This is a genomic window from Acinetobacter sp. Leaf130 (genome assembly GCF_001423205.1).
Taxonomy (GTDB): domain Bacteria; phylum Pseudomonadota; class Gammaproteobacteria; order Pseudomonadales; family Moraxellaceae; genus Acinetobacter; species Acinetobacter calcoaceticus.
The window spans coordinates 47,447-72,135 of record NZ_LMOE01000008.1; the positions used below are offsets into that span (position 1 = coordinate 47,447).

Consider the following 24,689-nt stretch of genomic DNA (forward strand, 5'->3'; position numbering starts at 1 on the left):
GGCAAATACTACATTGTCCTTTATTGGTTATTCTACACTGGTTTATCGCTATTCATTTTGTTCTATTACGCTGAGTAAACCACCAACAGAGTAAAGGCAACATCACCTCAAGATGTTGCCTTTTAGAGCTTTTATTGTTTAACCTGCTCAAGACCCTGTTCTTCAATAATTTGTGTTGCTTGTGGTGACTTCACAAATTTGATGAGTTCTTTTGCGACTTTTTCATGTTCAGAGTTTTTACCGATGCCTGCTGCAAATACAGTGACTTTTTGATAAGGCGCAGGAATTGGACCGACTAAATCAACTTGACCATATTGGCCTGTAAAAGGTTTGATTTCACTAATTTGCTGGAAACCAATATCAAACTGACCTTCAGCAATACGTTTTGCAACGCGGTCACCGACCACTTTTTCTGCTTTACTAGAAATCACTTTGTATTCGACAGGTGGGAAGCTTGGAAAAACATCTTTTTCAAGATGCGTACCGCTCGCACTTGCTGAATAGCCTATGTGCTTAGCATTTAATAAAACTTTTTCGAATTTTGCCGCAGAGCTAATATCTGGTTTTGGTGCACCCTTAGGCACAGCCATGCCAATGCTTGAATTGACTAAAGCACTTTGTGAACTTGGGTCTACATAACCTTTTTCTGCAAGCTTGTTCAGTTCAGGAGCAGCCAACACCATCACATCAAAATGTTCACCACGATCGAGTCGATTTGGAATTGCGGTTGGCGACGCGCCCATTGATGAACCAGACGAAAGGTGAACCGTATGACCAGTTTGCTTTTCAAATATTGGAATGAGTTTTTCCATAGATGAATAGAAACCGCCTGAGCTAATCACTTCGAGTGTATCTGCGTTAGCAAGCGTTGAGCCTAAACCTGCACCAGCTAAGCAAATGGTCATGAAGATAGGGGACTTTTTCATAGTATCTCGCTTTAATGATAGGAGAGCACAGTACGGCTGCAACATGCGCCGTACTGTTCATTAAAATTTCAGGTTAAGTAGTTGTTTTAAGCGCTAACCTTCACAGGTTCAGCAATTGCTTCAGAATTTTTCTGCTTGGAACCACGGCATAGATATAAGCTTGAGATCAGGCTACATACCGCTGCTAACATCAGCCAGAATGCTGGTGTACTTGCGTTACCTGTGTGTTCAACTAGATATGTACATGCAATTGGAGTCATGCCACCAAAAATAGCTGCTGCAAGACTAAAAGCTAAAGAGAAGCCGACTGTACGTACACGCTTTGGCATCACTTCGGCGAGGGTTGCTACCATGGTGCCGTTGTACAGACCAAAGAAGAATGAGAAGTAAGCAAGCGTAATAATCAGATTGGTGAAACTAATATCACTCACCAACCAGCTTAAAACTGGATAAGTTGTAAAGATGGCAAGTGTCGTAATGCCGACTAAAACAGGACGACGACCAATTTTGTCTGAAAGTAAGCCACCCATTGGCAACCAGAAGAAATTCGACAAACCAACAAACACAGTCGCTAAAAGGCTATCTGTTACCGACATTTCTAAAGTACGTTTTGCATACACTGTGGTGTAAACGGTAATGAAATAGAAAGTAGTTGTGGTCATCGCACTCATCATCATGCCCGCAAGTACGATGCGCCAGTTGCTTGCAAGCGTGCTGAAAATTTCTTTGGTCGATGGATGAGTTTTTTGTGCTTTAAAGTCTTCAGTTTCCTCTAAAGTACGGCGGAACAAGAAGATTAAAGGAATAATCAAACAACCAATTAAGAACGGAATACGCCAGCCCCACTCACCCACTTGAGCATGAGTTAAAATGGTGTTGAGCCAGTAGCCAAGTAATGCTGCAAACACAACCGCAATTTGTTGGCTGCCAGACTGCCAGCTTGTAATAAATCCACGGTTTTTATCTGTTGCAATTTCAGCTAGATAAATCGATACACCGCCAGATTCAACACCTGCCGAGAAGCCTTGTAATAGACGTCCAATCACCACCAAAATTGGCGCAATAATACCAATGGTTTCATAACCCGGTACAAAGGTAATTAAGATGGTTCCGATTGCCATAAGGCTCAAGGTAACAATAAGACCTTTACGTCGTCCAACTCTGTCGACATAAGCACCCAAGAAAATAGCGCCGAGAGGACGCATAAGAAAGCCCGCAGCAAACACGGTAAATGTCATCATTAAAGAGACATATTCATTTTCAGAGTGGAAAAATTTTGCTGCGATATAAGTGGCATAGAAACCAAAAAGAAAAAAATCGTACTGTTCTAAAAAGTTGCCACTCGTTACATTTAATATTTTTTTAAAAGTAGCCCTACGGTTATTCACGACATCCATTGGAGACCTCCTTGGCCTGACAAAATGGAAACATTCACGATCTTCAAGAGAGGGCCTTAAATCGACTCATTCAATAAACCTAAATAGCAAATGGGTTAGAGATGAGATTTAAAGGTGTCCTTTGTAGAAAATGTGATGCCTTGTTTCCAGTTCAAACTACACATCTATAATTCGATAAACAGAAATTCACTTATCATTCAGATGAAAATGTAATCTCAAACAGCAGGAGGGAGTGAGAGGGCAAAATTAATTAGGTATTTAATAAAATTAATGACCCTTTATAAAATAATTTCAGAACATGGCCAAATTTGGTTTTGAATCAACTCTTTCACACAGGCTTTAATTGCCGATTTTGCAGCGAGTGCAGCAGGTGATAATTCTTCTTCGGCAAGGCTGACTAAGTAATTGATTCGCTCAACTTCAGGATCGATCAATTTTAGTAGTTGAAGCTTGTGTTTGTACTCTTGCAGACAAGCACTTCCGGGGCGGACGCTGGCAAGGTCGAGGTGAATCAGGCTATCCATCAGCAAGTGCAAGCCATCAATTTCATAGACGACATTGAGTTGTCCAATCTTGTGCTCAAGCAGTTTTCTTAAGCTATGACGCTGCCGTGGCAACACTAAAGGAATATCACCAATTTGTTGAGACCGAATAATGCCGCTTTTGATGCACTCAGCAAGACCGTATTTTTCGAGCACTTCTTTTCGTGCCATTAAATACATTTGCTCGCGTACCAGCGGTTGTATGGACCATTGCTTGTCAATTTCATTGGTAAAAATAATGGCAATATCAAGCTGACGTGAATTAATCGACTGAATCAGGTTACCTGACAATGTTTCCACAATTTCTAGGCGAATGTCTGGATAGCGTTCAGACATTAATTTCATTAAAGGGATGCCAATTAAAGCGGTAATGGTAGGTGGAAAGCCAAGACTCACATGGCCTGAAAGCCTTGCCGAATGGGCAGCATCTACCGCAAAGTTAATCTGACGTAAAATCAGTTGAGAATGTTTTAAAAAGGCGAGGCCTGCCGGAGTTGGGGTCACACCAAAAGCATTACGCTGTAATAGGCGAATGCTTAGCTCTTGCTCTAGCTTGCTAATTTGTTGACTTATTGCTGACGCACCCACATCGAGTTTTTGAGCAGCTTTACCAATACTGCCTGCTTCAACCACCGTCAAAAAATATTTTATTTGCTTGATTTCCATAATAAATGTATTCGCTCATCATCCTTGATTTATAGAGATATGAAGGATTGGGAAATCTATCATGCGCTTTAATATTAACAGCAATAAATACAAAAGTTTCTTAAAAAATTATCTGAAAGTTTTAAATCTTTGTCGTCTTTAATCTTGAGTTCAAATGAACTTATCTCATTTCAGAGAGACAATCTTATAATTTTTAAATATGGCATCCACAGTCAACGAATTGGCGTTTGGGGCTAAGCACACCACTCAAAATCTAAATAAAGTGAACAATCAAAATAAAAAAATCCAGGATGGATCCATGATTTTTGTCGTAAGAAATAGAACATTAGTATTGGGAATCGCTTCAATTTGTACAAGTGCATTACATGCTGCTGCATTTGATAAAACAGGCCAATCCGTATCAGCATTTTTACAACCGGGAAATTACTTTGAAGCCAGTTTAGGTGTGACAGATACTGATTTAAAAGGAGTGGAATCTGGTACTAACCCTTCACATCAGTCAATTTCCGACATTGCCAATACAGATTATCGGCCGACTGCAGCTTTAAAATTTCAGCTTGCACCGCAGTATTCATTCGGATTGCTTTACGATCAGCCTTTTGGGGCTGACACCGAATATTCTGGTGTAAATGGCTTTGTCGCAACGCCGAAAGACACAGTTATGCTTCCCGGTATTACGACTACAAGCCTTGCAAATGCTACTTCTGGTCAAGTTCCCACAGGGAATGCTAAATCAGAATTTGATATTCAAAGTTTCAGCTTCATTGCAGGATATCAGCCTAATAAAAACTGGAATATTTTTGCAGGACCGGTTTATCAAACCTTCAAAAGTCAGGTCAATTTAAGAGGCAATGTATTTAGTCTTTATAATGGCTATGACTTTCAAACTAAAACTGTGGGCGATTGGGGTTGGTTAGCTGGACTGGCTTATCAAATTCCTGAAAAGGCCGTTAAAGTTTCGCTTACCTATCGTTCTGCTATTACCCACAAAGTAAACGCAACCGAAAATGCGCCGTTAATTGATATGTTAACGACTCAGCAAGGACGCGATTTAGTTAGCCAACATCTCGACTATATGATTTCTATTGGGCAGATGACCGAGCAAAAGAAAAACTATTTAAATCACATTATTTCAGAGTTACCTAATGGCGAAGGGTCTGGCACAACCAAATTTAAATCTCCAGACTCAGTGAATTTGGAGTTTCAAACGGGTTTACGTCAGGGAACTTTATTGTTCGGTAGCTTGCGTTGGGTAAATTGGAGTGATTTGGCGCTACAACCTTACCGTTTTGGTGAAATTTCAAAAGTTGTCGGGGTGTTATCAACACCGAGCCGTCCAGAAGGATTTAATTTGGTTCGTTATGACGATGACCAATGGACTTTAAATTTGGGAGTAGGGCAACGTTTTTCACCTAAATGGTTAGGCTCTGTGTCAGTGGGTTGGGACTCTGGTGCAGGTGATAAAGTCTCAACGGGTGGCCCAACCAAGGGATATTACAACTTAGGAGTGGGAGCCCAATACAGTCCAACATCGCAATACTTTATTTCTGGTGGTGTGAAATATTACTGGTTAGGCGATGCAAAAGGTCAACTTGGCGCACAGGCGGGTAGTGACTATTACGTGGGTGAGTTTAAGGACAACCACTCGATTGGGTATGGACTCAAGATTGGTTATAAATTCTAAATAATACAAAAAATTAAAAAGGAAGAAACGAATGGACTCATTGGTAATTACCGTATTCTTACCCATAGCTTTGGCCATTATTATGGCCGGCATGGGACTCGAATTAACCCTCAATGATTTTAAACGTGTTCGTCAGCATCCTAAGGCAGTGTTTGTCGCACTGTTTTGCCAGCTAATCGTTCTGGTGAGTATCGCTTTTCTCATTTGTAAGGTCTTTGTTTTACCTCCAATGATTGCGGTGGGACTGATATTACTCGCCGCTTCGCCAGGTGGTCCAACTGCAAATTTATATAGCTATTTATATAAAGGTGATATTGCCCTCAACATTACTTTAACTGCCATCAACTCGGTGATTGCCGCTTTTACCTTGCCATTGATTGTTAACTTTGCCTTACAACATTTTGTCGCGAGTGAACAAAATGTAGGGCTACAGTTTTCTAAAATCATTCAGGTATTCGTGATTATTTTAGTTCCCGTCGTGATTGGGATGTTGATCAGACATTTTTCGCCTCATTTAGCAGAGAAGCTAAATAAACCTGTTCGTGTTTTCGCGATCATATTTCTACTTTTTATTGTTTCACTTGCGATTGCCAAGGATTACCAAAAACTTCTCAATTACATTGGGCTAGTGGGTGGGGCCACCTTACTTTTCTGTATTTGTAGTCTTGCGATTGGATATTTGGTGCCTCGTTTATTTGGTATTAATAGCTTTCAAGCCAAAGCCTGTGCTTTTGAAATAGGAATTCATAACAGTACCTTGGCGTTAACGATTGCTTTAACTGTTATGGCGAGTTCAGACGCAGCTATGCCGGCAGCCGTGTATTCAATCTTAATGTATGTAATGGCAACTCTATTTGGTACATTATTGAATCGATTAGAAAAGAAAGAATTAGTTAAAAGAAAAGTACTTATTAATTAGATATGAACATTATTCAAAGAAGGAGCTTAAAGCATGGTAAATAAAGTTCAACTCTATCGTTTTTTAGGTTTGTCAGCTTGTGTGCTATTGAGCAGTACGTTGAATGCTCAACCTGCGGAAGTAAACTCATCTAATTTACCTACCGTCTCACAAAAAGCGATAACCATTATTGACGGCCAAACAGAATGGTTAAGTAAGGTTTATAAAGATATTCATGAGCACCCAGAATTGGGATTTATGGAAACCCGCACTTCTGCCATTGTTGCCAAAGAGCTTAAGTCATTAGGGTTTGATGTTAAAACCGGAATAGCAAAAACAGGCGTGGTCGGGATTTTAAAAAATGGGGCGGGACCAACGGTCATGTACCGTGCCGACATGGATGCCAATACGGTTCAAGAAGCGACTGGTTTACCTTATGCAAGTAAAGTGCGGGTAAAACTTGATGATGGAACCGAAACACCTGTTGCACATATGTGTGGTCATGATGCGCATGTGACATGGATGCTGAGTATGGCAAAAACCATGGTAGCTCTAAAAAAGGAATGGAGCGGAACCATTATTTTAGTCGCACAACCTGCTGAAGAGCCTGTAACGGGTGCTAAAGCTATGGTATCTGATGGTTTATGGACAAAATATAATTTACCAAAACCTGATTATTTCTTTGCAGTGCATACCACACCTGCACCTGTTGGAACGGTAATCAATGCACCGGGACCACGCATGGCGGGAACCGATCAACTTGATATTTTATTTAAAGGGGTTGGTGGGCATGGTTCACTCCCATATTTAACCAAGAACCCGATTAGCATGGCTGCAAATGCCATTACTCAATATCAAACTATTATGGGCAATGCAGTTAACACCCAGCAACCTGCGGCATTGTCTATTGGTTCAATTCAAGCCGGAAATTCGAATAACGTGATCCCTTCAACCGCGTTGGTCAAAATGAATATGCGTTGGTTTGATCCAAAAGTACGCGAAACGATGTTAAATAACATTAAGCTCATGAGTGAAGGCGCGGCTGAAATGCAGGGTATGAGTCAAGATCAATTGCCTACTTTAACGCTCAAAGGTTCGACCATGCCTGTAGTCAACGATAAAGAATTCTCTGCGCGTCTAAATGGACCATTAAAAGCATTATTAGGCGATAAACAAGTCTTAACCAATTTCCCACCGTTTATGGGGTCGGAAGATGTTCATCATCTCTTAGGTGATCAAAAAGACATTCCGTTTAACTTTATGTTCATTGGCGTGGCAGATCCGGTTGTGTTTGCAAATGCAGTAAAGCAAGGCAAACCCGCACCTTACATTCCGCACAGTCCGAACTATGTTGTAGATTTAAAAGCCTTGCCAGTCGGAGCTAAAGTCACCACAGTGTCTATGCTTGAACTGTTAAATAAAAAATAAGATATTCATAAAAAAAGATGCACATCGAGGCATCTTTTTTTTATCTAAAATTTCTAAAAATTTAAGATAAAGACAGATGTTTTTCCCGATAGTGTAGCGGTGATAAATCTGTCCAGCGTCGAAAAGCACGGGTAAAACTACTCACATCGGTAAAGCCAAGAATATAGGCAATTTCGGTAATATTGTGGCTTGAGTTTTTAATATACGACAAAGCGAGTTCGTGCCGTGTATTGTCGAGTAGCTCGCTATAAGAGGTATTTTCTGCCGAAAGCTTGCGTTGCAGACTGCGTATACTTAAGCCTAAACTTTTTGCAACGTCTTGCTGTTGAAAGTCACCTGTAGATAATTTTTCAATGAGTTTTACTTTCACACGAGCCAATATATTTTCTTTATCAAACCGAGCGAGATAACGATTAATAATCTCATCATATTCTTGGGTGAGGCTAGGATTCCCACCATCTAAAGGCTGCTCTATGGTGGCTGTGTCAAATACAATCATGTCTTTGGGCGCATTAAACACAATCGGGGCTTTTAAAATGCTTTTAAAGTTTTCCAGATCTTCTGGTTCCGAGCGTCTTAGTTCAATGCGTAATGGCGAAAAAACAGAGCCTTGTAACGCGCGACTTGAACGAATAAAAACAGAGATAAAAGCATCGATAGATTCGGGTTGAACTTCGTCAGGAACATGAATAACGAAATAATGATTTTTTCCCTCGCCATAAAACTCGAGTTCAGGAATGTCGGTTACTATACGAAAGTAACGAATAATTCTTAAAAACATTTCTTTTAGTGTTGTGCTGGTAATGAGTGAATGGCCCAACACATGAAATGTATTTTGGTTGACTTGGCTGGCAACTTTAAGGCCAAAGCACGAGTCCTGAGTCGCTTGAACGGCTAATTTCCATAAATTTGCTGTGTTTTTTAATGAATAGCGTGCATCTGGATCATTTAGGGCCTTAACATCTAAACCTGCTTGTTTTAATAAAGGTTGACTATCCACACCTGCTTTCTCAAGCGCTTTTTGAATCGCTTTAACCCAGCTAGCCAGTGCCGTTGCTGTCTGTGGCATGTTATGTCCTATAACTTGTGATTCATATTCCTGTGAGCAGTATAAAAGATTCAAAACTAAAAAATCTTTTGTTTGTTTTGAATCTTACTATTTTGGCATCCATAGCCAATAGATTGGCGTTTCGAGCTAAGCGTACAAAGGTAGATATAAATAAAGTAGGGACATGAGAAAACTGAGGAATAACGGATGACCTACATATATAAAAATCCTGCTGGAATGAGTGATAGCGAAAAAACGGAACACATTAAAAAAGTGGTCACAGCGGAAGGTGTGGCTTTACGCAAGCGCCATCCCATTTTGAACCATCAAAATGCAATAGGGGCGATGATTCTATTTGTTTCCCTCGTTGGAATGATTGCTACGGCCGTACTCTATATCAATCATCAGCTTTCAGCGTGGTTCGCAATTCCAATTATTGCGTTTTTTGCATCTCTTACCCATGAGTTAGAACACGACCTCATTCACTGGATGTATTTTAGAAAAAAACCATGGGCACATCATTTAATGATGGGCTTAGTGTGGTTAGCTCGTCCAAGTACCATTAACCCGTGGAAACGCCGTGAGCTTCATTTTAATCACCATAAAAATTCAGGCACTGAAGTTGATTTAGAAGAAAGAGCGCTCACCAATGGAGAGCAGTGGAGCATACGCCGACTCGTCGCGATCGGTGACAATGGCTTTGCAGTTTTACTGCGCATTATTGCTGCAAGTAATTGGACCGTTAGAAAAGTTATTTTTAAACGTGCGTTCTTAGCTTATTTTCCACTTGGAATTATTCATTGGTCTCTTTGGTATATCTTCTTAGGCTTCCATGCAGTTGATATGGTTGCAAGCTTGGCAAATGCACCGATTGCGTGGTCAGCTACAACCCTAAATGTTATGCATGTGATTAATATTCTGACTGTGGTATGGATTGCGCCAAATGTGCTGCGTACCTTCTGCCTGCACTTTGTGACAAGCAATATGCATTACTACGGTGATGTTGAATTAGGCAATGTGATTCAACAAACTCAAGTGTTAACACCGTGGTGGATGATGCCGTTCCAACTCTTTTGCTTTAACTTTGGTTCGACGCATGCCATCCATCATTTTGTGGTGAAAGAACCATTCTACATTCGACAAATGACTGCGCCTGTTGCCCATAAAGTCATGCGTGATATGGGTGTTCGATTTAACGATGTCGGAACCTTTAAAAGAGCGAATCGTTGGAATGTAAATGATTTATCTGAATCGAATACTTAAAAAATAGATTCTTAACTCGCTTGAATGGACTGAGTTCTACAGATAGGGCTTAGTCCACACTCTACAGTTTCTTAAAAATGAAGTGTCTCTACTGAAACTGAGTAAAAAGAAGAATCACACCTAATGCACATAAAATTGAACCAATCACCTTATTAATTTGCACTTGTTTGGCTAACATTTTTTGTCTTAATAGCATGGATGAAAACAGAACAGCCACCAATGAAAACCATACAAAATGTGCAAATGACATAAAAAAGCCATAAGCCAAAAGAATCGTTTTAGGCGTGGTTAAACTCACAATTTGCGTATAGGTACTAATCACGAATAGCGTGGTTTTCGGGTTGAGGGCATTGGTAAAGAAACCATATTTCATGGCTTGGAAAGCACCTATAGAAGTTAAGGCAGCAGTGTCTAAAACTGGTTTTTGAGTAAAAGTTTTATAGCCGATATAGATCAAATAAATCGCGCCAATATACTTAACAATATTCAAAATTTGCGGCGTATAAGTCATCACAAACGCAACAGCAATTAATGTATAGGTCACATGCACCAATACCCCAAGCGATATACCGAGTGAAGTGAAAACCCCTATTTTTCTACCGTACAAATAACTATTTTTCGTGACAATTGCGAAGTCAGCGCCGGGGCTAATAACAGCCAAAATCGTAATCAAAATAACTGCAATGAACTCTGCCATTATCTTGTACCCTCACTGAAAACGAGAGGTTTTATCTGTACTTTTTGGAATATATTTGAGAGGAGAACTGTTTTACTTAAAGCTGTTATTCTTTTCGTGAGAAAGATTGGGGTTTTACATTTGTGAAGATAGATATAGATATTCAATATGTTTTTCATCATCTAAAATAGGATTTAATAAAGATGATTTTTATTTTGAACAGAAACCTAAAAATAAAAATCGATAAAAACGACTACACATCTATGAGTTTTTGGAATGATCGAAAGAATATCGCTGAATTCGTTAAAATTTTTCTATTTTGTGGCGAAGTATGGCAGCGTCACTTTAGCTGCAAAGAAATTATTTGTGACGCAAAGTGCGGTCAGTAAACAGATTTATAACTTAGAAGAAGCTTTAAATACGACTTTGTTCGATCGAAAAAACAAAACACTTGTGATGACGGAGCAGGGCGAAATTTTATTAAGTTGTTGCCATCAGGTTTTTGGTCAACTCGATGAATGTTTAATACAGTTAAGCCAGCCTAAAACTCACAACAAACAACTGGTCTTGTCGTGTGAACCGACTATTTCCATGAAATGGCTCATTCCACGGTTATCAAAATTTAAAAAGCTCGGTCATGATTTTGAGGTGGTGTTACTCACAGCAGGTGGGGCGGTCGACTTTGAAAAAGATAATATTGATATCGCGATTCGCAGAAATGATTTTGATTGGGGCGAGCATATCTTTAGCGAGAAAATTGCCAATGAATATATCGCTCTAGTTCAAGCAACCAAGCCATCGGAAACAACCGACTTACTCATTTCGACCTCTAGACCAAATTTTTTCAAAAGCATTAGCCGCATTGTTGAATTAAAGCAGAGTTTAAAAGGGTACACCAAAGTTGAACTTGAACATTTTTATCTATGTTTAGAAGGCTGCTTAGCTGGACTCGGCGCAACAGTCATCTCAATTTATATGATTGAAAAAGAGCTAGAGTGGGACTTACTGCAAAAAAAATCACCAGTCGTACAAGACGGTTCAGCCTATTTTTTACTTTCTCATAGCGCTTTTGAGGAAGACCCGCGGAAGATTATATTTTTAGAATGGCTAAAAACAGAGATGAGCGAGAGTCAGCATAAATTACTTTAAGTCTAGGCATTTTATCTAAAGTTATATTGTTTAAATTATTGAAAGTAATAATAAATATTTGAGTTTGTAAAGGTGGTTTGCGAGCGCCGTATATTGAATTTTTGCTGTCTAAAATTCCCAAAGATGAAAAATATTTAACTTCATACTTCTTTATTAAACCCTAAACATGAATTTCACTCAGTTTTGAATGAGACTAAATCATTTTTATTCATGTTGTGATTGCGGTATAAATCTATTCACGCTCTGAAGCGTTCCAGTAATTCAGTTTTGATAAGACCATAAGGCACAAATCTGACAAGGCTGGAAAGTTTAAAAAGAGCTCGAAATATTTTTAGGTTTATCTCAGAAATTAGGGTACTGATCAAAATGAGTAAAGAATTTACATTTACGATTAAGAGTATTTGTTTCGATGAAAACTATCGTCCAGCAGACAATACGCGTATTACAACCAACTTTGCTAACTTGGCGAGAGGGATGAGCCGTCAAGAGAATCTGCGCAACACATTACAGATGATCGACAATCGTTTTAATACTTTAGCTCATTGGGACAACCCTAAAGGCGATCGCTATGCGGTTGAACTTGAAATCATTTCAGTTGAAATGAATGTTGATGCTGCAAGCCATAACAGTGCGCTTCCTTTAATCGAAATATTGAAAACCAATATTGTTGATAAAAAAACTAATGAACGCATTGAAGGCATTGTTGGCAATAACTTCTCGTCTTATGTACGTGACTATGACTTTAGTGTGCTTTTGTTAGACCACAATAAAAATCAGTCTACTTTTAGTACACCAGAGAAATTTGGCGAATTGCACGGTAACTTGTTTAAGAGCTTTATTAACTCTGAGACTTACAGAGCAAACTTTAAAAAAGCGCCAGTGATTTGCTTAAGTGTTTCAACAACTAAAGTGTATCACCGCACTGAAAATGAACATCCTGTTTTGGGTGTGGAATACAAGCAAGAAGACTATTCATTAACTGATGAATATTTCCAAAAAATGGGCTTAAAAGTTCGCTATTTCATGCCGAAAAACAGTGCTGCACCTTTGGCGTTCTATTTTACTGGTGATTTGCTGAGTGATTACACCAACCTTGAGTTGATCAGCACCATCAGCACCATGGAATCGTTCCAAAAGATTTACCGCCCTGAAATTTACAATGCAAATTCAGTTGCTGGAAAATCTTATCAGCCAAGTTTGAAGAACGAAGATTACTCACTTACTCGAATTGTGTATGACCGAGAAGAACGTAGCCGTTTGGCTATTGAGCAGGGGAAGTTTGTTGAAGAGCAATTTATCAAACCATACCAAGCGATTCTTGAGCAGTGGTCTGCTAATTACGCTCCTAATTAATCAACATACGGGTCATTGATCATGAAAAAATTATTACCGACTTCAACTGCTGGCAGCTTACCTAAACCGTCTTGGCTTGCAGAACCTGAAAAGCTTTGGTCGCCTTGGAAACTCGAAAATGAAGGCCTGATTGAAGGTAAAAAAGACGCTTTACGTTTGGCGTTGCACGAACAACAACTTGCTGGCATCGACATTGTGAGCGATGGCGAACAAACCCGCCAACACTTTGTGACCACGTTTATTGAACACTTAAATGGCGTAGATTTTGAGAAACGCGAAACCGTTCGTATTCGTGACCGTTACGATGCAAGCGTACCGTCTGTCGTGGGTGCTGTGTCTCGTCAAAAGCCTGTGTTTGTTGAAGATGCTAAGTTTTTACGTCAGCAAACCAATCAACCAATTAAGTGGGCATTACCTGGCCCAATGACGATGATTGATACGCTTTACGATGGTCACTACAAGAGCCGTGAAAAACTTGCTTGGGAATTTGCTAAAATTTTGAACCAAGAAGCGCGTGAGTTAGAAGCTGCTGGTGTAGACATCATTCAGTTTGACGAACCTGCATTTAACGTATTCTTTGACGAAGTAAATGACTGGGGTGTTGCGACTTTAGAGCGTGCAATTGAAGGTCTAAAATGTGAAACTGCGGTCCACATTTGCTACGGTTACGGCATTAAAGCCAACACTGACTGGAAAAAGACATTAGGTTCGGAATGGCGCCAGTACGAAGAAGCTTTCCCGAAACTGCAAAAATCTAACATCGATATTATCTCGTTAGAATGTCACAACTCACATGTGCCTATCGATTTGCTCGAACTCATTCGCGGTAAAAAAGTAATGGTTGGCGCGATTGATGTCGCATCTAACCAGATTGAAACTCCAGAAGAAGTAGCTAACACACTTCGTAAAGCGCTTCAGTTTGTAGATGCCGACAAACTTTACCCTTGCACAAACTGTGGCATGGCGCCTCTTTCACGTGAAGTGGCACGTGGCAAGTTAAATGCTTTAAGTGCAGGTGCAGAAATCGTTCGTAGAGAACTTACTGGTTTTGAACTCTCTGCTTAATATTTACCAATAAGTGGTATAAAGGGTTACTTTTTTGATGGCAGTTGATAATCAAACAAGTAACCCTCATTTTACTTACTACATGTCGTTCTACTCAGAACGCATGTCGATAAAGTACCTTCCTGATGGAGTTGGGCGGTATAGCAAACACTCAGGACAAGGTACGATTCAATTTAGGAATAATGTCATGGTTCAAGCAACAGACTTTAGAAATGCAATGTCTTTACTCACAAGTGCAGTTAGTGTTGTGACGACGGCAGGCATGTCTGGCCGTTTTGGATTTACTGCCTCTGCTGTTTGTAGTGTGACTGACACACCTCCGACATTATTGGTGTGTATGAACCAATCTGCGAGTTCACATGCACATTTCCTAGATAACAAAATCTTAACTGTGAATGTTTTAGGCGCGCACCACGAACATATTTCAAAAGCATTTTCATCTAAGCTCACGCCAGAAGAACGCTTTAAACATGGCGCATGGATTGAGTTAGAAACAGGTTCACCTGTGTTAGATGATGCTTTGGTAAGTTTCGATTGCGAGATTGAGCAAGTTCAACAAGTCGGCACACACACCATTCTTATTTGTCCGATTGTTGCGATCAAACAAAGCGAGCATGACCAAAGCTTGGTTTATTTTAATCGTGCTTATCACCAAGTGGGGCAGACGGAGATTGTCTAATCCCACTTTTTATAAAATTTAAAATAATAATTTAATAAATCTAAAAATTATAATAAATTTAATAACTTATGAAGTTTTTAATATTGACACAACTAGTCTCCCGAATTATTCTCGCTTGCTTACCGTTATGGTAGAACGAGAGGGAGACACCTTGTGTGTACTGGTTTCGTCTTGTCCAGTCTGTCAACTCTCTTTCGTCCTACTACCATTATTTGAGAGTGATTAGATAGAACTCCTTTATTATGGTGGAATGGAAGAATGACGCTTCGTGCGTGCTGGGGTACTTGAGGCCAGTCTGTCAACTTTCTTTCATCCCACCACCATTATTTGAAATTTATAAAATTCAATTAAATATAATATCTAAAATAATAATTAAGTTAATCTAATGAAAAATAATAATAAATTTAAATACTTGTCATAAAAGCTACATTGACACCTATCAACTCTCAGATTATCCTTTGCCTGCTGGCCTACATTGCCAGCCGGCTATGACAGGCCGGAACCTAAGCACATTGAAAAAACTCGTTTTTTTTAATGTAGACTCGTTCGTCCCCCTTTTGTTGCGGTAGGACGGAAGGGGGACACCCTCGGGTGTGCTGATTCTTAGGTTCAGTCTGTCAACCCTCTTTCGTTCTGCCACCATAATTCCAAATGAATGCTTTGGCAGAACTCCCAAAATCAGGAGTTGGCTATGCACATCCATTATTTCTTGGCACTCATTGCCAAAAGCTATAACGACACAGCTTAAAAATTTAAAGCAGCTTGAACGCCATAAGGTTTTCAGGCTTTAAGTCATTTTTACTTAAAACTTAGCAAAACAAAACTTGAGATGTGCCAAGCACCGTCTTACGGCTTTGCTGTGCCTTTTTTTCTCCCAGAAAGGGCACAGGCTTTTTATCTCATTTAGAAACAACAAGAATTTAAAACGGTAAAACTATGCCAACTTTAGAAACGACTTCAAAAAAATTAAAAGCAATACATACCGCAATAGATCTATTTAACATCTATGGCTTTCACAACACGGGCGTAGACCTGATTGCCAAAGAAACTAAAATTCCGAAAGCCACGCTTTATAACTACTTTCACTCGAAAGAATGCCTCATAGAAACGTGTATAAGCTTTCAAAAAAGCCGACTGAAAGAAGAAGTTCTGGCAATTGTCTACTCACACCGCTATTCAAAACCAAGTGATAAACTTAAAGAAATTGTCCGTTTACATGTCGATGTAAACAGCCTTTACCATCTTTTGTTTAAAGCCATTTTTGAAATAAAACTGCTTTATCCAACGGCTTACAGCATGGCGGTTGAATATCGAAGATGGTTGCTTCGAGAGCTTTTTGATCTGGTTTTTAGTCTGGAAGCTAATGTATTCAATCCCGATGCCAACATGGTTTTAAACTTAATTGATGGCTTGATGTTACAGGTTTTAAGCTCTAACAGTTTGGATGAACGGGATGTGGTGTTGGAGCGGTTTTGGGGGAGGGGGAAATAATAAAATAGTATACGGTGGCTATACTTAAGGTTATTCAATAAAATTTTATTTTCATGCTAATATTTACCAGCTAAGGGCATATGAAATATGTTTATATATTATTTTATATGTTAATTTTAGAGCCATTATTTAGGTTGGGATATATTAATAATGAAATTATTTATAAAAATTATTTTATCCTTAGTGGCTGTTTTTCTTATTCTATTAGTTTTAACCTCATCTTTTAACCTACAATTAAAAGTTTTTAAACTACTTCATCCTGATTGGGTTGAATTAAAAGATTATAAAATTTTAGATTATAACGTTTATTGTAAAAGAAAATATTGGCGACGAGGAATGGAGAGAAGTGCTCGTGGAGATATAAGGTATCAATATACATATCAAAAAAAAGTTTATAAATCAGAAGAAAAAGATTTTTTGGTTGTATATAGATTGATGATTTCGGAGAATTGTGATGAGATGAAAGAGCAAAACTTATCTATATTTAATGAGATAAAGAAAAATAATGAAATAAAAGTTTTTATTTCACCAGATACAAAAAAATCAAAAATATTAATAGAAAAAAAAGGTTTATCGTTTAGAAATTCTTGGATGATAAACCTTGTGTTAGAAATCCAATTAATAATTTTGGTCTTAAGTGGATTAATTATATATCTAGTTGTCACTTCTAAAAAATAATAGAGGACTAATTTGTATTTTAATAATATATGATTATCTGTCATTTGCTAAAAATTAATCTATTATAGTTTTGAGTTATGAATAAATTTTTCTATAGCGGTCTTTATCTTGTGTTGTTTTTATTTGTTGTAATATTTTTTTGCACGAGCATTCCTGCTGCTAAGTTAAAAGTTTTTAATGTAACTCATCCAAATTGGATACAGGTAGAAAAATTTCAGATCTTAAATTATGAAATTAAGTGCTCAAGTCCTTGGGGACGAGGCGGGGACAAAATGGCAAATCTAGCAGTTTCATATCAATATAATTATGGAAATAAAAGCTATCTTCAACAAGACCAAGTTTTTTATAGAATATATAAAACATATATTTTTGAACATTGTGATTCTTTTAAAGAAAAAAATAAACAGCTTTTTAATAGGGCTGTAAAAGATCAGACAATAAAATTATTCATAAATGAGAACTCTCCTAATAAAGCTAAGTTATTTCTTACGAATACAGAATTTAACTATAGATTATCTTGGTTAAGTATTTTTATCTCAGAAATACAAGGAATTCTATTGACTTTATTTGCAATTTTTACTCTTTATAGTATTTGTATTTTATTTTCAAGAAGATGATTTTGTAAGTGATTTGGATTTAAATAAGTTAAAAGAATTTCAAAATAAATTTTATTTTCTGAGTTTTAGAAGTGTTGTTAATAAAAATAGGTTTAATATTCAGAATATACTGACTAGTAAACCTATTTTTATATAATAGTTTAATTTTATATTAAGAATAAATTATAAAATTAAAGGAGTTAAATTTCATTGTAATTTAATGAAATTGTTCTAAGGCTTCTTTTGCTGGCTCATATCCATTGTCGGCAGCTTTTTGGAACCAAAATTTAGCTTTTTCATAATCTGAGTAAACATTAGCATACATATAGGCGAGGTTGTTTTGAGCCTCAGGTACGCCTTTTTCTGCTACTTTTGTATATAACTCTAAAGCTTTTTCATTATCTTGTTTAACCAGACTGCCATCAGAATAAATATTTGCTAAATTATATTGAGCTTCAGAAAGATTTTGCTCTGCAGCTTTCTTATATAATTCTAGTGCTAAATTAATATCTTTTTTTATTCCATTCCCTGAAATATAAGCATTTGCTAAATTATATTGAGCTTTAGCATATCCTTGATCAGAAGATAATTTATAAAATTCTAAAGCTTTTGATCTATCTTTATTTACATAATAGCCATTATCGTACATCAAACCCAAATTATATTGAGCCTCTGGAAATTTGTTTTTAGCAGCTTTCTCATACCAATAGTAAGCTTTTTCGTCATTCTTTGGGGTGCCTATTCCTTTTGAATACATTCCTGCTAAATCATTTTGCGCAATAGGTAGGCCTTTTTCAGCTGCCATTTGGAAATAAGAAAAAGCTTTTTGATAGTCTTTAGGTACATCTTTACCTAAGAAATATCTACCACCTTGTTCATATAATTGACTTGCTTCATTTTGAGTTTTATTTTGTTGTGGAATCGGTTCTGAGCAGCCTGCACTACCTAATAAAAATATACTTATGAGGCTAGAAATCATTAAATACTTTAAATTCATAATATATCTCTGTGAAATTAATCTGCTCCAACTATATGCCATTCTACCATTGGATCTTTTTTTATAGCCTCTTGTCTCTCTCTCTCAGCCGCTTTTGTCTCAACTTGATCCAATATGTCTACTGCATCGAGAACGCCTTGAGCTGCCTCTATAGCAGTCTTTGTTTTTCCAACCGTATTTCCTAACTCATCTCCTTTGTCTTTTAACCAGTATTTCACACCTATGGCTGCACCAGCACAGGTGAGACCAACAACGGTAGCTTTTCTAGGATCTAACCGTTTTATTGCTACTTTTGCACATTTTCCAGCAGCAGCAAGTCCAGCTACTTCACCCGTTTTTTCTCCAGCTTTAGATAGCACTAATGTAGAAGATTTTGTTGCAAGGGCTTCAGGGTTTCTATCGACAATAGCTAATGCTAACTCTACTCCATCTCCAAAATTACCTGCTTTTGACCCTAATTTATCAATCTTGGTTCCGAATTTTTTAGTATCGAATACTTTTGTATGCTGATTACCTTTAAAAATTCGTCCTGTCTGAGGATTTTCTTTATAAAATCGGAATTCCCTAGCTTTTTCTAACCTTTCTTTACTAAACAAAGGCGTATTTTTTGAGTGGATAAGACCCCATCTAAAATTGTAATTATCTACAACAGAAGTTCCATCTTTTAAATAACCTAATATATCTGAAGATTCTGAGGCTACATTAGCAGCTGTTTCGAGATGTTCTCTAGTAAACACTGAAACAGGCCTACCATTTTGGTTTACTTTCTGTTGTAAATCTTTCTGTTCATTTGCCATCTTTATCACTCACAATACTTTTTGAATATTCAATTATTTATGATAGTTACTTCTTAAATAATCGCCTTTCTCATCTGTTTCTTGTAATAAATCGATTTCTTTCAAAATTTTAGGGCTTACTAAAATTATCTCTCTTACTAAGTTATTTTCTATTCTTAGTATTGGTTTAAATTCATTAGTAATTAAACTTTTAACGGATAGGATTGGAAAGTCATCTTTAGGACATACAAATACGGCTTCACCATCATTATTTGTTCTACATTCCATAAGAGTTTTATTATTATCATCGCTTAAGTTAAATTCTAAATTTGGTATAGGATCTCCTATAAAATCTAGGAATTTAATATAAGTATTATCCTCAATAGTTCCACCAAAACGGCTAATATAGTAGTGCCATTCATCGCCACCAATCAGAACTTTAACTTTTTCCTGTTCCTGTGATCTGATACGTCCAGTCCTACCATACTGGTCAAGGAAGCCAGTTTTTACTTGTCCATTTGAATGTAAAACAGAATATTTAATATTTGATGTATCTGGAAATAGATTATAAACATCTAATTTATTACTAAAAGGAGATTGAACATTAGGGATTTCGGGTAAAGAATAATTAGCTTTTTCACCGCCTTTAAAAATGTGTTGTCCAGCTTTCGGCTCAAATTTTCCTGGTGTAATCAGAGTAATACCATCTTTATTAATAATAATTTGAGAACCACCAGCCATCAATAACCTCAATTTTTATAAAAAAATATTCAGAACTTTGTATAGATATAGCCTAAAATAAATGCATATCAAATGTCTCGTTATTTTACGTAAAATATGACTTTCATCTTAGCTATTCAATTAAACGATAGCATTGTCGTTGCAGCTGATAATAAAAGAGTAACTGTAAATGAAACCTTAGATATTGAACTTTCTACTACACATTGCTCGAAGTTATATGCTTGGGAGCAAGGTATTATTACGGGTACGGGCGAATCAAGAGTGGTTCAGCAATCAGTTGATATATTTAAAAATATAGCAAAATCTAAACTAATAGCTTTACCTGAATGTCTAGATATTTCTAAGAAAATACGTACCTTAGAATTAGGTCAAAATCTTGATCAGGTTCATAATGGAAAATTACTTTGCTCTAGTTATAGTCAATCTGGCGCGCAATTATATAAAATTGAAAGATTTGATAAAACATCTCAGCATACGCTGAAAAAAGTTTCTCCCATGGAGATTATTATTTGGCTATTCCATCCAAATGTAGACTTGATTGCAGATAATTTGAAGAGGCTCTATTCTGATCTCAGAGATTATTCTCTATTTTCAACACAAGTTGATTGGATAAATTATTATATCAATAGGCTGAAACCAATTTATCAAAAACAAAGTGAAGTCGATCCATTTATGAGTCAAAGCTTTGATATCTTTTTTCAAACAAAAGATGAGCATTTCTTTGGGCATATTCCTAATACACAAAATATTCCTTTAAGTTTTCAACAAGTTTTTAAAAAAAATAGCTATATTAAATAGATATAAAAAAATCGAAATAAAGCTAGATTTTACGATGGCTATTACTTTAGGCATAGCCATAAAATTACTGGCTTGAGGCATCACGGGTTTGATAAAAAGTTATACGCGTTTTACGAGAAACTTTCTTCATACTCCACATATCCATCTTCAATTGCAGGAATGATCTCTACAAACTCAACGTAGGGCACTATGTGGAATCAATAACTTCTTAAAGCTACTGATCCCAACTTTCTTATCAATTTACTATTTATGATCTGCTGGAAACTTACTATAAAAGTCAGCTTTTTTATAAGCTTCATATGCAGCTTTACTAATAATAATGACAGGTTCACGGTTCTTTCTGGTTATTTCAACTGGCTGCCCATATAAAGCCTGATCCATTAACCTAGATAGCTGTGCTTTGGCATTCGCATAATTCATACTTTCCATAACTACTCCTTTAAAAGTTATAAACCAGCATCAAATTTAAGAGCTTGTTCCACTTTCCATCATCACCTGCTGCAAGTGAGTTACCTGTACCACCAACAAATGGGTCATTTTTACTCATTAAATATTCGGTATATAAAGAGATGTTTTTATAGTCCCATGCCACGCCAACAATATTTCGTTGTGAATCATCAAAATCCTGTTCTTTTTTATTGAAGCCACTAAACACAACGTAAGGGGTTACGTTGAGGGAGTCCCGTACATTCTTAAAGGTGTAACTTGTATCAACCGTGTAGAAATAACCTTCATTGGCAATATCATATTCGCCATCGAACGAACCAAAAGTAGAGCTATTAGGATTTAAAGCATCTTTGTTGGTAATAGACTGTTTACCACCTGTTAGTACAACATTTAGATTTTTATAATTAATGCGGTTAAACAATGCCCACGTGTTTCGCTCACCATCAGCAGAAGTCTTTTTATTTTCGATGTCGGAATACCAATAGCTTCCGCCAACAGAGACTTTGAGATTATCTGTACTTAAAAATTTAAGGTCTTGATCAACACGTGCCATCCACATGTTTTTTTCATTTAAATCTGTTTTTAGTGGATCGGATGAACTTACCAGGTTAGCAGTATAGCGAGCAGAATCTTTGCTTGTACCATGGTAGTTACCACCATCGGTTGCGAAATAAGCGAGATCAATTTTAGTCGCTGATGGTGTTTCGAAATGATAGTTCACCCCCAAGTTCAGCGCATCTTGAAGCCCCATAGTATTGTTAATACCTGCATAAAAACTTGTATCCCAATAACGTCCCGGACCAAATGGAATTGGTTGTAGACCTAGAGTGATGTTATCCGTTGAGTTTAAACGGTAACCAGCGTAGGCCTGTACCAAGGTAGAGAAATCACAAAGGGTGTCGTACTGATAGCAACGATATTGAAATTTTCCAAACCAGTCGGGCGACTCATATGCCACATTTAAAATGGCTGCATCAAATTTTAGTTTTTGGTCAGATGTAGTTTCACCATAATCTTTGTCTTGATAATTGGCACGTAAAGTTCCAGAAACCGTAACTGCTCCACGTTCACTTTTAGGGTCACCGAAAGTCACACCAGCAAAAGTGGGTAATGACATTCCTACAACAACGAAACCCAATCCAACTTTAAAAAAAGCCTTGTTCATTTACATATCCTTGTTTAAATGAAAGTTTAAGAAACTTATTCCTGTTTCTTGTTTTTAATTAAGATATTGATAATTAAGGTATTAAATCTAATTTATACCTTTCGTCTCAAAATCTTACTTTAAAGATAACATATTTGTGTTCAAATATAGAGTATTGCGTTCACAATGTGGATGTTTTGTTTTTAAATGTCACTATAATTTTGGAATAATAAGCATGCAGAAAAAGAATATTTTTTAATTAATTATTTGTTTTATATATTTATTTTTAAATTTAAAGATTTTTTTATAAATGGTTTCTCCATTTTCTTCATAAGTTAAACATTTACTAAAAACATATAAAATGAACTATTAATTTAAAATGTGAACACTTTTTTTGTAACTTATATTTTAAATCTATAAGTTTTTAAGAGCTAGTATTCAAGCTTTAAAAACTTTTATAAATTTAATTTAACTATAAATTTTATAAACTTAAGTAATTTTTTCTAGATGGCGAGAATTGTAATTTAAAAATATTAAATTAAACTGATTAGAAGGAAAATCTTATTTGTAGTTTTAAAAAATGAACGTTGTATTTGAAATTTGAACGTTTTGTATTATGATCGATTTTGATCACGGTTAGATGGATTTGGGAATTAACCGAAATTACAAAGGAGATGGACATGGAACAGGCTATAAGTTCTACAGGGAAAAAGGATATTGGCGTGGCAAATCGACGGAAATTTATTACCAAACTAACTTGGCTTATTGCTGGCGGGATGTTTGTAGACGGCTTTGTTCTTGGTTATGTTGGAATGGTGATGCCAGCAATAACACAAGAGTTAAGCCTCTCTTTAACTTGGCAAGGATTAATCGGTGCAGCAGCACTTATAGGAATTTTCTTTGGTAGCCCTTTGGGTGGGTGGCTCGCTGATAGAATTGGACGTCGTCCAATGTTCACTTTAGACCTTATGCTGTTTTTGGTCTGTTCCATTGCACAATTCTTTGTTTCAGATGTGTGGTCACTCTTTATTGTTCGATTCTTAATGGGCGTCGCCATTGGGATGGAATATTCGGTAGGTTGGCCAATGTTATCTGAATTTGCACCTGCACGTAGCCGTGGGAAACTTTTAGCCTTGCAAGAAGTAGGTTGGTATGTAGGATTCTTAGCTTCTTATTCTATCGGATATGTTTTAACAGTAATCTGGCCTGTCCATTGGAATATTATTTTAGGTTTAAGCACCATCCCAACTGTTATTGTGCTTTTACTTAGAATAGGGACTCCCGAATCACCGCGTTGGTTAATGAGTAAAGGTCGCAAAGAAGAAGCTATTAAAATTGCTGCTGAATATATGGATGAAGAAGAGCAGCGTGACATTTTAAATCAAAAACCTGTTGCGGCGGATAAGCATCATGGCTTAATGGAATTATTCACACCTAAAAATATTAAAATTACCGTATTCGTTTCTGTCTTCTATTTCTGTTCAGTAACTCCATATTTTGCAATTGGCTCTTTTGTACCTATGGTATTGGAAAAGTTAGGCTTAAGTGATGGTTTTACAGGTGGCTTATTTTTAAATATTTTTGCTGTAGCAGGTGTTATTTTTACAGCGATGTTAGTTGAAAAAATGGGGCGTCGTAAACTTGGTATTCCACCATTCTTTATCTGTGCTATAGCTTTTGTTGTTATTGGTTTATACGCCGAAGGTTCACCAACGCTAGTATTAATTTGCTTCTTAGTATTTTATTTTGCAAATACAATTCCTACAGCACTTACAGGTGTATATCCGGGCGAAGTCTTCCCAACCGAGGTCCGTGGAATTGGTATTGGGTTTGTGACTGCGATATCTCGTATTGGAGCAGCAGCAGGTACATTCTTATTGCCGCTTGGAATTGCAGCTTATGGTGCCGAAATGATGGTATATATTGCTGCAATTGTATGTGTAGTCGGCGGCGTTGTGTCTTACTATCTTGCTCCAGAAACAAAGGGTAAAGCCCTGAGCGAAACCGCTTAATAAAAAAATATTTAACTTAACCTGAAACAAAAAAAGCTGCTGTGATAAGCAGCTTTTTTTATAAGAGATAAACTAAGTCGATATGGTTTTAATTTAAAATAAATACATGATATATATTGATAAAAATTTAAATCATAAAGAATGCAAGTCTTCATTAAATAAATGGACATTTATTGGTTTTGTTATATGTTATATTACGCCAACTTGTAGACTTGATGTAAATGTGTAGAAATGA

23 protein-coding genes and 1 pseudogene are annotated in these 24,689 nt (G+C 36.9%); 13 read left to right on the top strand and 11 right to left on the bottom strand.

What is annotated here, in order from left to right; all coding sequences use genetic code 11:
• Positions 1–131 precede the first annotated feature (131 nt).
• From ASF86_RS16245 to ASF86_RS16255, 3 genes are all read right to left on the bottom strand, one after another.
• A complete protein-coding gene (locus tag ASF86_RS16245) occupies positions 132–926 on the bottom strand; it encodes a substrate-binding domain-containing protein (RefSeq protein WP_056483700.1) in 795 nt (264 codons plus the stop codon).
• 86 nt (positions 927–1,012) lie between these two features.
• Positions 1,013–2,323: an MFS transporter gene (locus ASF86_RS16250; RefSeq protein WP_056483703.1), complete on the bottom strand. Its 1,311-nt coding sequence runs from the start codon at positions 2,321–2,323 to the stop codon at positions 1,013–1,015.
• Positions 2,324–2,601: 278 nt separating this feature from the next.
• Entirely contained in the window at positions 2,602–3,531 is a 930-nt protein-coding gene (locus ASF86_RS16255) for a LysR family transcriptional regulator (protein ID WP_004641378.1), read from the bottom strand.
• 298 nt (positions 3,532–3,829) lie between these two features.
• On the opposite strand from ASF86_RS16255, the gene ASF86_RS16260 reads away from it, so the two are divergent.
• Genes ASF86_RS16260 through ASF86_RS16270 form a run of 3 tightly spaced genes read left to right on the top strand, consistent with a single transcriptional unit; the run spans position 3,830 to position 7,541 of the window.
• Positions 3,830–5,215 carry a long-chain fatty acid transporter gene (locus ASF86_RS16260; RefSeq protein ID WP_056483706.1) on the top strand — a complete coding sequence of 462 codons (1,386 nt, stop codon included), beginning with the start codon at positions 3,830–3,832 and terminating at the stop codon, positions 5,213–5,215.
• A gap of 31 nt (positions 5,216–5,246) precedes the next feature.
• Complete coding sequence (locus tag ASF86_RS16265; RefSeq protein ID WP_005042919.1) at positions 5,247–6,134, top strand: bile acid:sodium symporter family protein; 888 nt, start codon at positions 5,247–5,249, stop codon at positions 6,132–6,134.
• A gap of 33 nt (positions 6,135–6,167) precedes the next feature.
• On the top strand, positions 6,168–7,541 hold the full coding sequence (locus ASF86_RS16270) for an amidohydrolase (RefSeq protein ID WP_056483709.1): 1,374 nt from the start codon (positions 6,168–6,170) through the stop codon (positions 7,539–7,541).
• A gap of 61 nt (positions 7,542–7,602) precedes the next feature.
• Here the strand turns inward: ASF86_RS16270 and ASF86_RS16275 are convergent, their stop codons facing one another.
• A complete protein-coding gene (locus tag ASF86_RS16275; protein ID WP_056483712.1) occupies positions 7,603–8,610 on the bottom strand; it encodes an AraC family transcriptional regulator in 1,008 nt (335 codons plus the stop codon).
• A gap of 216 nt (positions 8,611–8,826) precedes the next feature.
• Between ASF86_RS16275 and ASF86_RS16280 the strand changes: the two genes are divergently transcribed.
• A complete protein-coding gene (locus ASF86_RS16280; RefSeq protein WP_081407749.1) occupies positions 8,827–9,852 on the top strand; it encodes a fatty acid desaturase in 1,026 nt (341 codons plus the stop codon).
• Between the two features lie 88 nt (positions 9,853–9,940).
• Here ASF86_RS16280 and ASF86_RS16285 read toward each other — a convergent pair whose 3' ends face one another.
• A complete protein-coding gene (locus ASF86_RS16285) occupies positions 9,941–10,549 on the bottom strand; it encodes a LysE family translocator (RefSeq protein WP_056483718.1) in 609 nt (202 codons plus the stop codon).
• 255 nt (positions 10,550–10,804) lie between these two features.
• Between ASF86_RS16285 and ASF86_RS16290 the strand changes: the two genes are divergently transcribed.
• The 7 genes from ASF86_RS16290 (at position 10,805) to ASF86_RS16325 (ending at position 17,560) form a co-directional block, all read left to right on the top strand.
• The gene (locus ASF86_RS16290) at positions 10,805–11,677 is read left to right on the top strand and encodes a LysR family transcriptional regulator (protein WP_056483721.1); all 873 of its coding nucleotides are present in this window, start codon (positions 10,805–10,807) and stop codon (positions 11,675–11,677) included.
• Positions 11,678–12,043: 366 nt separating this feature from the next.
• A complete protein-coding gene (locus ASF86_RS16295) occupies positions 12,044–13,030 on the top strand; it encodes a DUF1852 domain-containing protein (protein ID WP_005042907.1) in 987 nt (328 codons plus the stop codon).
• A gap of 21 nt (positions 13,031–13,051) precedes the next feature.
• The gene (locus tag ASF86_RS16300) at positions 13,052–14,095 is read left to right on the top strand and encodes a methionine synthase (protein WP_005048816.1); all 1,044 of its coding nucleotides are present in this window, start codon (positions 13,052–13,054) and stop codon (positions 14,093–14,095) included.
• 187 nt (positions 14,096–14,282) lie between these two features.
• Positions 14,283–14,774, top strand: a complete 492-nt coding sequence (locus ASF86_RS16305; RefSeq protein WP_056483724.1) for a flavin reductase — start codon at positions 14,283–14,285, stop codon at positions 14,772–14,774.
• Positions 14,775–15,710: 936 nt separating this feature from the next.
• Complete coding sequence (locus tag ASF86_RS16315; RefSeq protein WP_056483727.1) at positions 15,711–16,265, top strand: TetR/AcrR family transcriptional regulator; 555 nt, start codon at positions 15,711–15,713, stop codon at positions 16,263–16,265.
• 150 nt (positions 16,266–16,415) lie between these two features.
• Positions 16,416–16,943, top strand: a complete 528-nt coding sequence (locus ASF86_RS16320; protein WP_003655952.1) for a hypothetical protein — start codon at positions 16,416–16,418, stop codon at positions 16,941–16,943.
• 77 nt (positions 16,944–17,020) lie between these two features.
• Positions 17,021–17,560: a hypothetical protein gene (locus tag ASF86_RS16325; RefSeq protein WP_056483729.1), complete on the top strand. Its 540-nt coding sequence runs from the start codon at positions 17,021–17,023 to the stop codon at positions 17,558–17,560.
• Between the two features lie 196 nt (positions 17,561–17,756).
• On the opposite strand, the gene ASF86_RS16330 is transcribed toward ASF86_RS16325, so the two are convergent.
• From ASF86_RS16330 to ASF86_RS16340, 3 genes are read right to left on the bottom strand one after another with little or no spacing between them, the layout of a single operon-like run.
• The gene (locus ASF86_RS16330) at positions 17,757–18,536 is read right to left on the bottom strand and encodes a tetratricopeptide repeat protein (protein ID WP_056483732.1); all 780 of its coding nucleotides are present in this window, start codon (positions 18,534–18,536) and stop codon (positions 17,757–17,759) included.
• A gap of 17 nt (positions 18,537–18,553) precedes the next feature.
• Positions 18,554–19,333, bottom strand: coding sequence for a hypothetical protein (locus tag ASF86_RS16335; protein ID WP_013198862.1), 780 nt, complete (start codon positions 19,331–19,333; stop codon positions 18,554–18,556).
• A 33-nt stretch (positions 19,334–19,366) separates the two neighbouring features.
• Positions 19,367–20,053 carry a hypothetical protein gene (locus ASF86_RS16340; RefSeq protein ID WP_003655959.1) on the bottom strand — a complete coding sequence of 229 codons (687 nt, stop codon included), beginning with the start codon at positions 20,051–20,053 and terminating at the stop codon, positions 19,367–19,369.
• 96 nt (positions 20,054–20,149) lie between these two features.
• Here ASF86_RS16340 and ASF86_RS16345 point away from each other — a divergent pair, with 96 nt between their 5' ends.
• Positions 20,150–20,851, top strand: a complete 702-nt coding sequence (locus ASF86_RS16345; RefSeq protein ID WP_056483735.1) for a hypothetical protein — start codon at positions 20,150–20,152, stop codon at positions 20,849–20,851.
• Between the two features lie 110 nt (positions 20,852–20,961).
• On the opposite strand, the pseudogene ASF86_RS19885 reads toward ASF86_RS16345, so the two are convergent.
• The 3 genes and pseudogenes from ASF86_RS19885 to ASF86_RS16355 form a co-directional block, all read right to left on the bottom strand.
• A pseudogene (locus ASF86_RS19885) lies at positions 20,962–21,039 on the bottom strand (Darcynin 1); the annotation flags it as partial.
• A gap of 55 nt (positions 21,040–21,094) precedes the next feature.
• On the bottom strand, positions 21,095–21,280 hold the full coding sequence (locus ASF86_RS16350; protein ID WP_056483737.1) for a type II toxin-antitoxin system Phd/YefM family antitoxin: 186 nt from the start codon (positions 21,278–21,280) through the stop codon (positions 21,095–21,097).
• Between the two features lie 10 nt (positions 21,281–21,290).
• Positions 21,291–22,463, bottom strand: coding sequence for a hypothetical protein (locus ASF86_RS16355; RefSeq protein ID WP_056483740.1), 1,173 nt, complete (start codon positions 22,461–22,463; stop codon positions 21,291–21,293).
• Positions 22,464–23,122: 659 nt separating this feature from the next.
• On the opposite strand from ASF86_RS16355, the gene ASF86_RS16360 reads away from it, so the two are divergent.
• Positions 23,123–24,454 carry an MFS transporter gene (locus tag ASF86_RS16360; RefSeq protein ID WP_081407741.1) on the top strand — a complete coding sequence of 444 codons (1,332 nt, stop codon included), beginning with the start codon at positions 23,123–23,125 and terminating at the stop codon, positions 24,452–24,454.
• Positions 24,455–24,689: the final 235 nt, after the last annotated feature.

Excerpts from the sequence above, each read along its gene's own strand:
- ASF86_RS16245 (WP_056483700.1), bottom strand. The coding sequence starts at position 926 with ATGAAAAAGTCCCCTATCTTCATGACCATTTGCTTAGCTGGTGCAGGT.
- ASF86_RS16250 (WP_056483703.1), bottom strand. The coding sequence starts at position 2,323 with ATGGATGTCGTGAATAACCGTAGGGCTACTTTTAAAAAAATATTAAAT.
- ASF86_RS16255 (WP_004641378.1), bottom strand. The coding sequence starts at position 3,531 with ATGGAAATCAAGCAAATAAAATATTTTTTGACGGTGGTTGAAGCAGGC.
- ASF86_RS16260 (WP_056483706.1), top strand. The coding sequence starts at position 3,830 with ATGATTTTTGTCGTAAGAAATAGAACATTAGTATTGGGAATCGCTTCA.
- ASF86_RS16265 (WP_005042919.1), top strand. The coding sequence starts at position 5,247 with ATGGACTCATTGGTAATTACCGTATTCTTACCCATAGCTTTGGCCATT.
- ASF86_RS16270 (WP_056483709.1), top strand. The coding sequence starts at position 6,168 with ATGGTAAATAAAGTTCAACTCTATCGTTTTTTAGGTTTGTCAGCTTGT.
- ASF86_RS16275 (WP_056483712.1), bottom strand. The coding sequence starts at position 8,610 with ATGCCACAGACAGCAACGGCACTGGCTAGCTGGGTTAAAGCGATTCAA.
- ASF86_RS16280 (WP_081407749.1), top strand. The coding sequence starts at position 8,827 with ATGAGTGATAGCGAAAAAACGGAACACATTAAAAAAGTGGTCACAGCG.
- ASF86_RS16285 (WP_056483718.1), bottom strand. The coding sequence starts at position 10,549 with ATGGCAGAGTTCATTGCAGTTATTTTGATTACGATTTTGGCTGTTATT.
- ASF86_RS16290 (WP_056483721.1), top strand. The coding sequence starts at position 10,805 with ATGATCGAAAGAATATCGCTGAATTCGTTAAAATTTTTCTATTTTGTG.
- ASF86_RS16295 (WP_005042907.1), top strand. The coding sequence starts at position 12,044 with ATGAGTAAAGAATTTACATTTACGATTAAGAGTATTTGTTTCGATGAA.
- ASF86_RS16300 (WP_005048816.1), top strand. The coding sequence starts at position 13,052 with ATGAAAAAATTATTACCGACTTCAACTGCTGGCAGCTTACCTAAACCG.
- ASF86_RS16305 (WP_056483724.1), top strand. The coding sequence starts at position 14,283 with ATGGTTCAAGCAACAGACTTTAGAAATGCAATGTCTTTACTCACAAGT.
- ASF86_RS16315 (WP_056483727.1), top strand. The coding sequence starts at position 15,711 with ATGCCAACTTTAGAAACGACTTCAAAAAAATTAAAAGCAATACATACC.
- ASF86_RS16320 (WP_003655952.1), top strand. The coding sequence starts at position 16,416 with ATGAAATTATTTATAAAAATTATTTTATCCTTAGTGGCTGTTTTTCTT.
- ASF86_RS16325 (WP_056483729.1), top strand. The coding sequence starts at position 17,021 with ATGAATAAATTTTTCTATAGCGGTCTTTATCTTGTGTTGTTTTTATTT.
- ASF86_RS16330 (WP_056483732.1), bottom strand. The coding sequence starts at position 18,536 with ATGAATTTAAAGTATTTAATGATTTCTAGCCTCATAAGTATATTTTTA.
- ASF86_RS16335 (WP_013198862.1), bottom strand. The coding sequence starts at position 19,333 with ATGGCAAATGAACAGAAAGATTTACAACAGAAAGTAAACCAAAATGGT.
- ASF86_RS16340 (WP_003655959.1), bottom strand. The coding sequence starts at position 20,053 with ATGGCTGGTGGTTCTCAAATTATTATTAATAAAGATGGTATTACTCTG.
- ASF86_RS16345 (WP_056483735.1), top strand. The coding sequence starts at position 20,150 with ATGACTTTCATCTTAGCTATTCAATTAAACGATAGCATTGTCGTTGCA.
- ASF86_RS16350 (WP_056483737.1), bottom strand. The coding sequence starts at position 21,280 with ATGGAAAGTATGAATTATGCGAATGCCAAAGCACAGCTATCTAGGTTA.
- ASF86_RS16355 (WP_056483740.1), bottom strand. The coding sequence starts at position 22,463 with ATGAACAAGGCTTTTTTTAAAGTTGGATTGGGTTTCGTTGTTGTAGGA.
- ASF86_RS16360 (WP_081407741.1), top strand. The coding sequence starts at position 23,123 with ATGGAACAGGCTATAAGTTCTACAGGGAAAAAGGATATTGGCGTGGCA.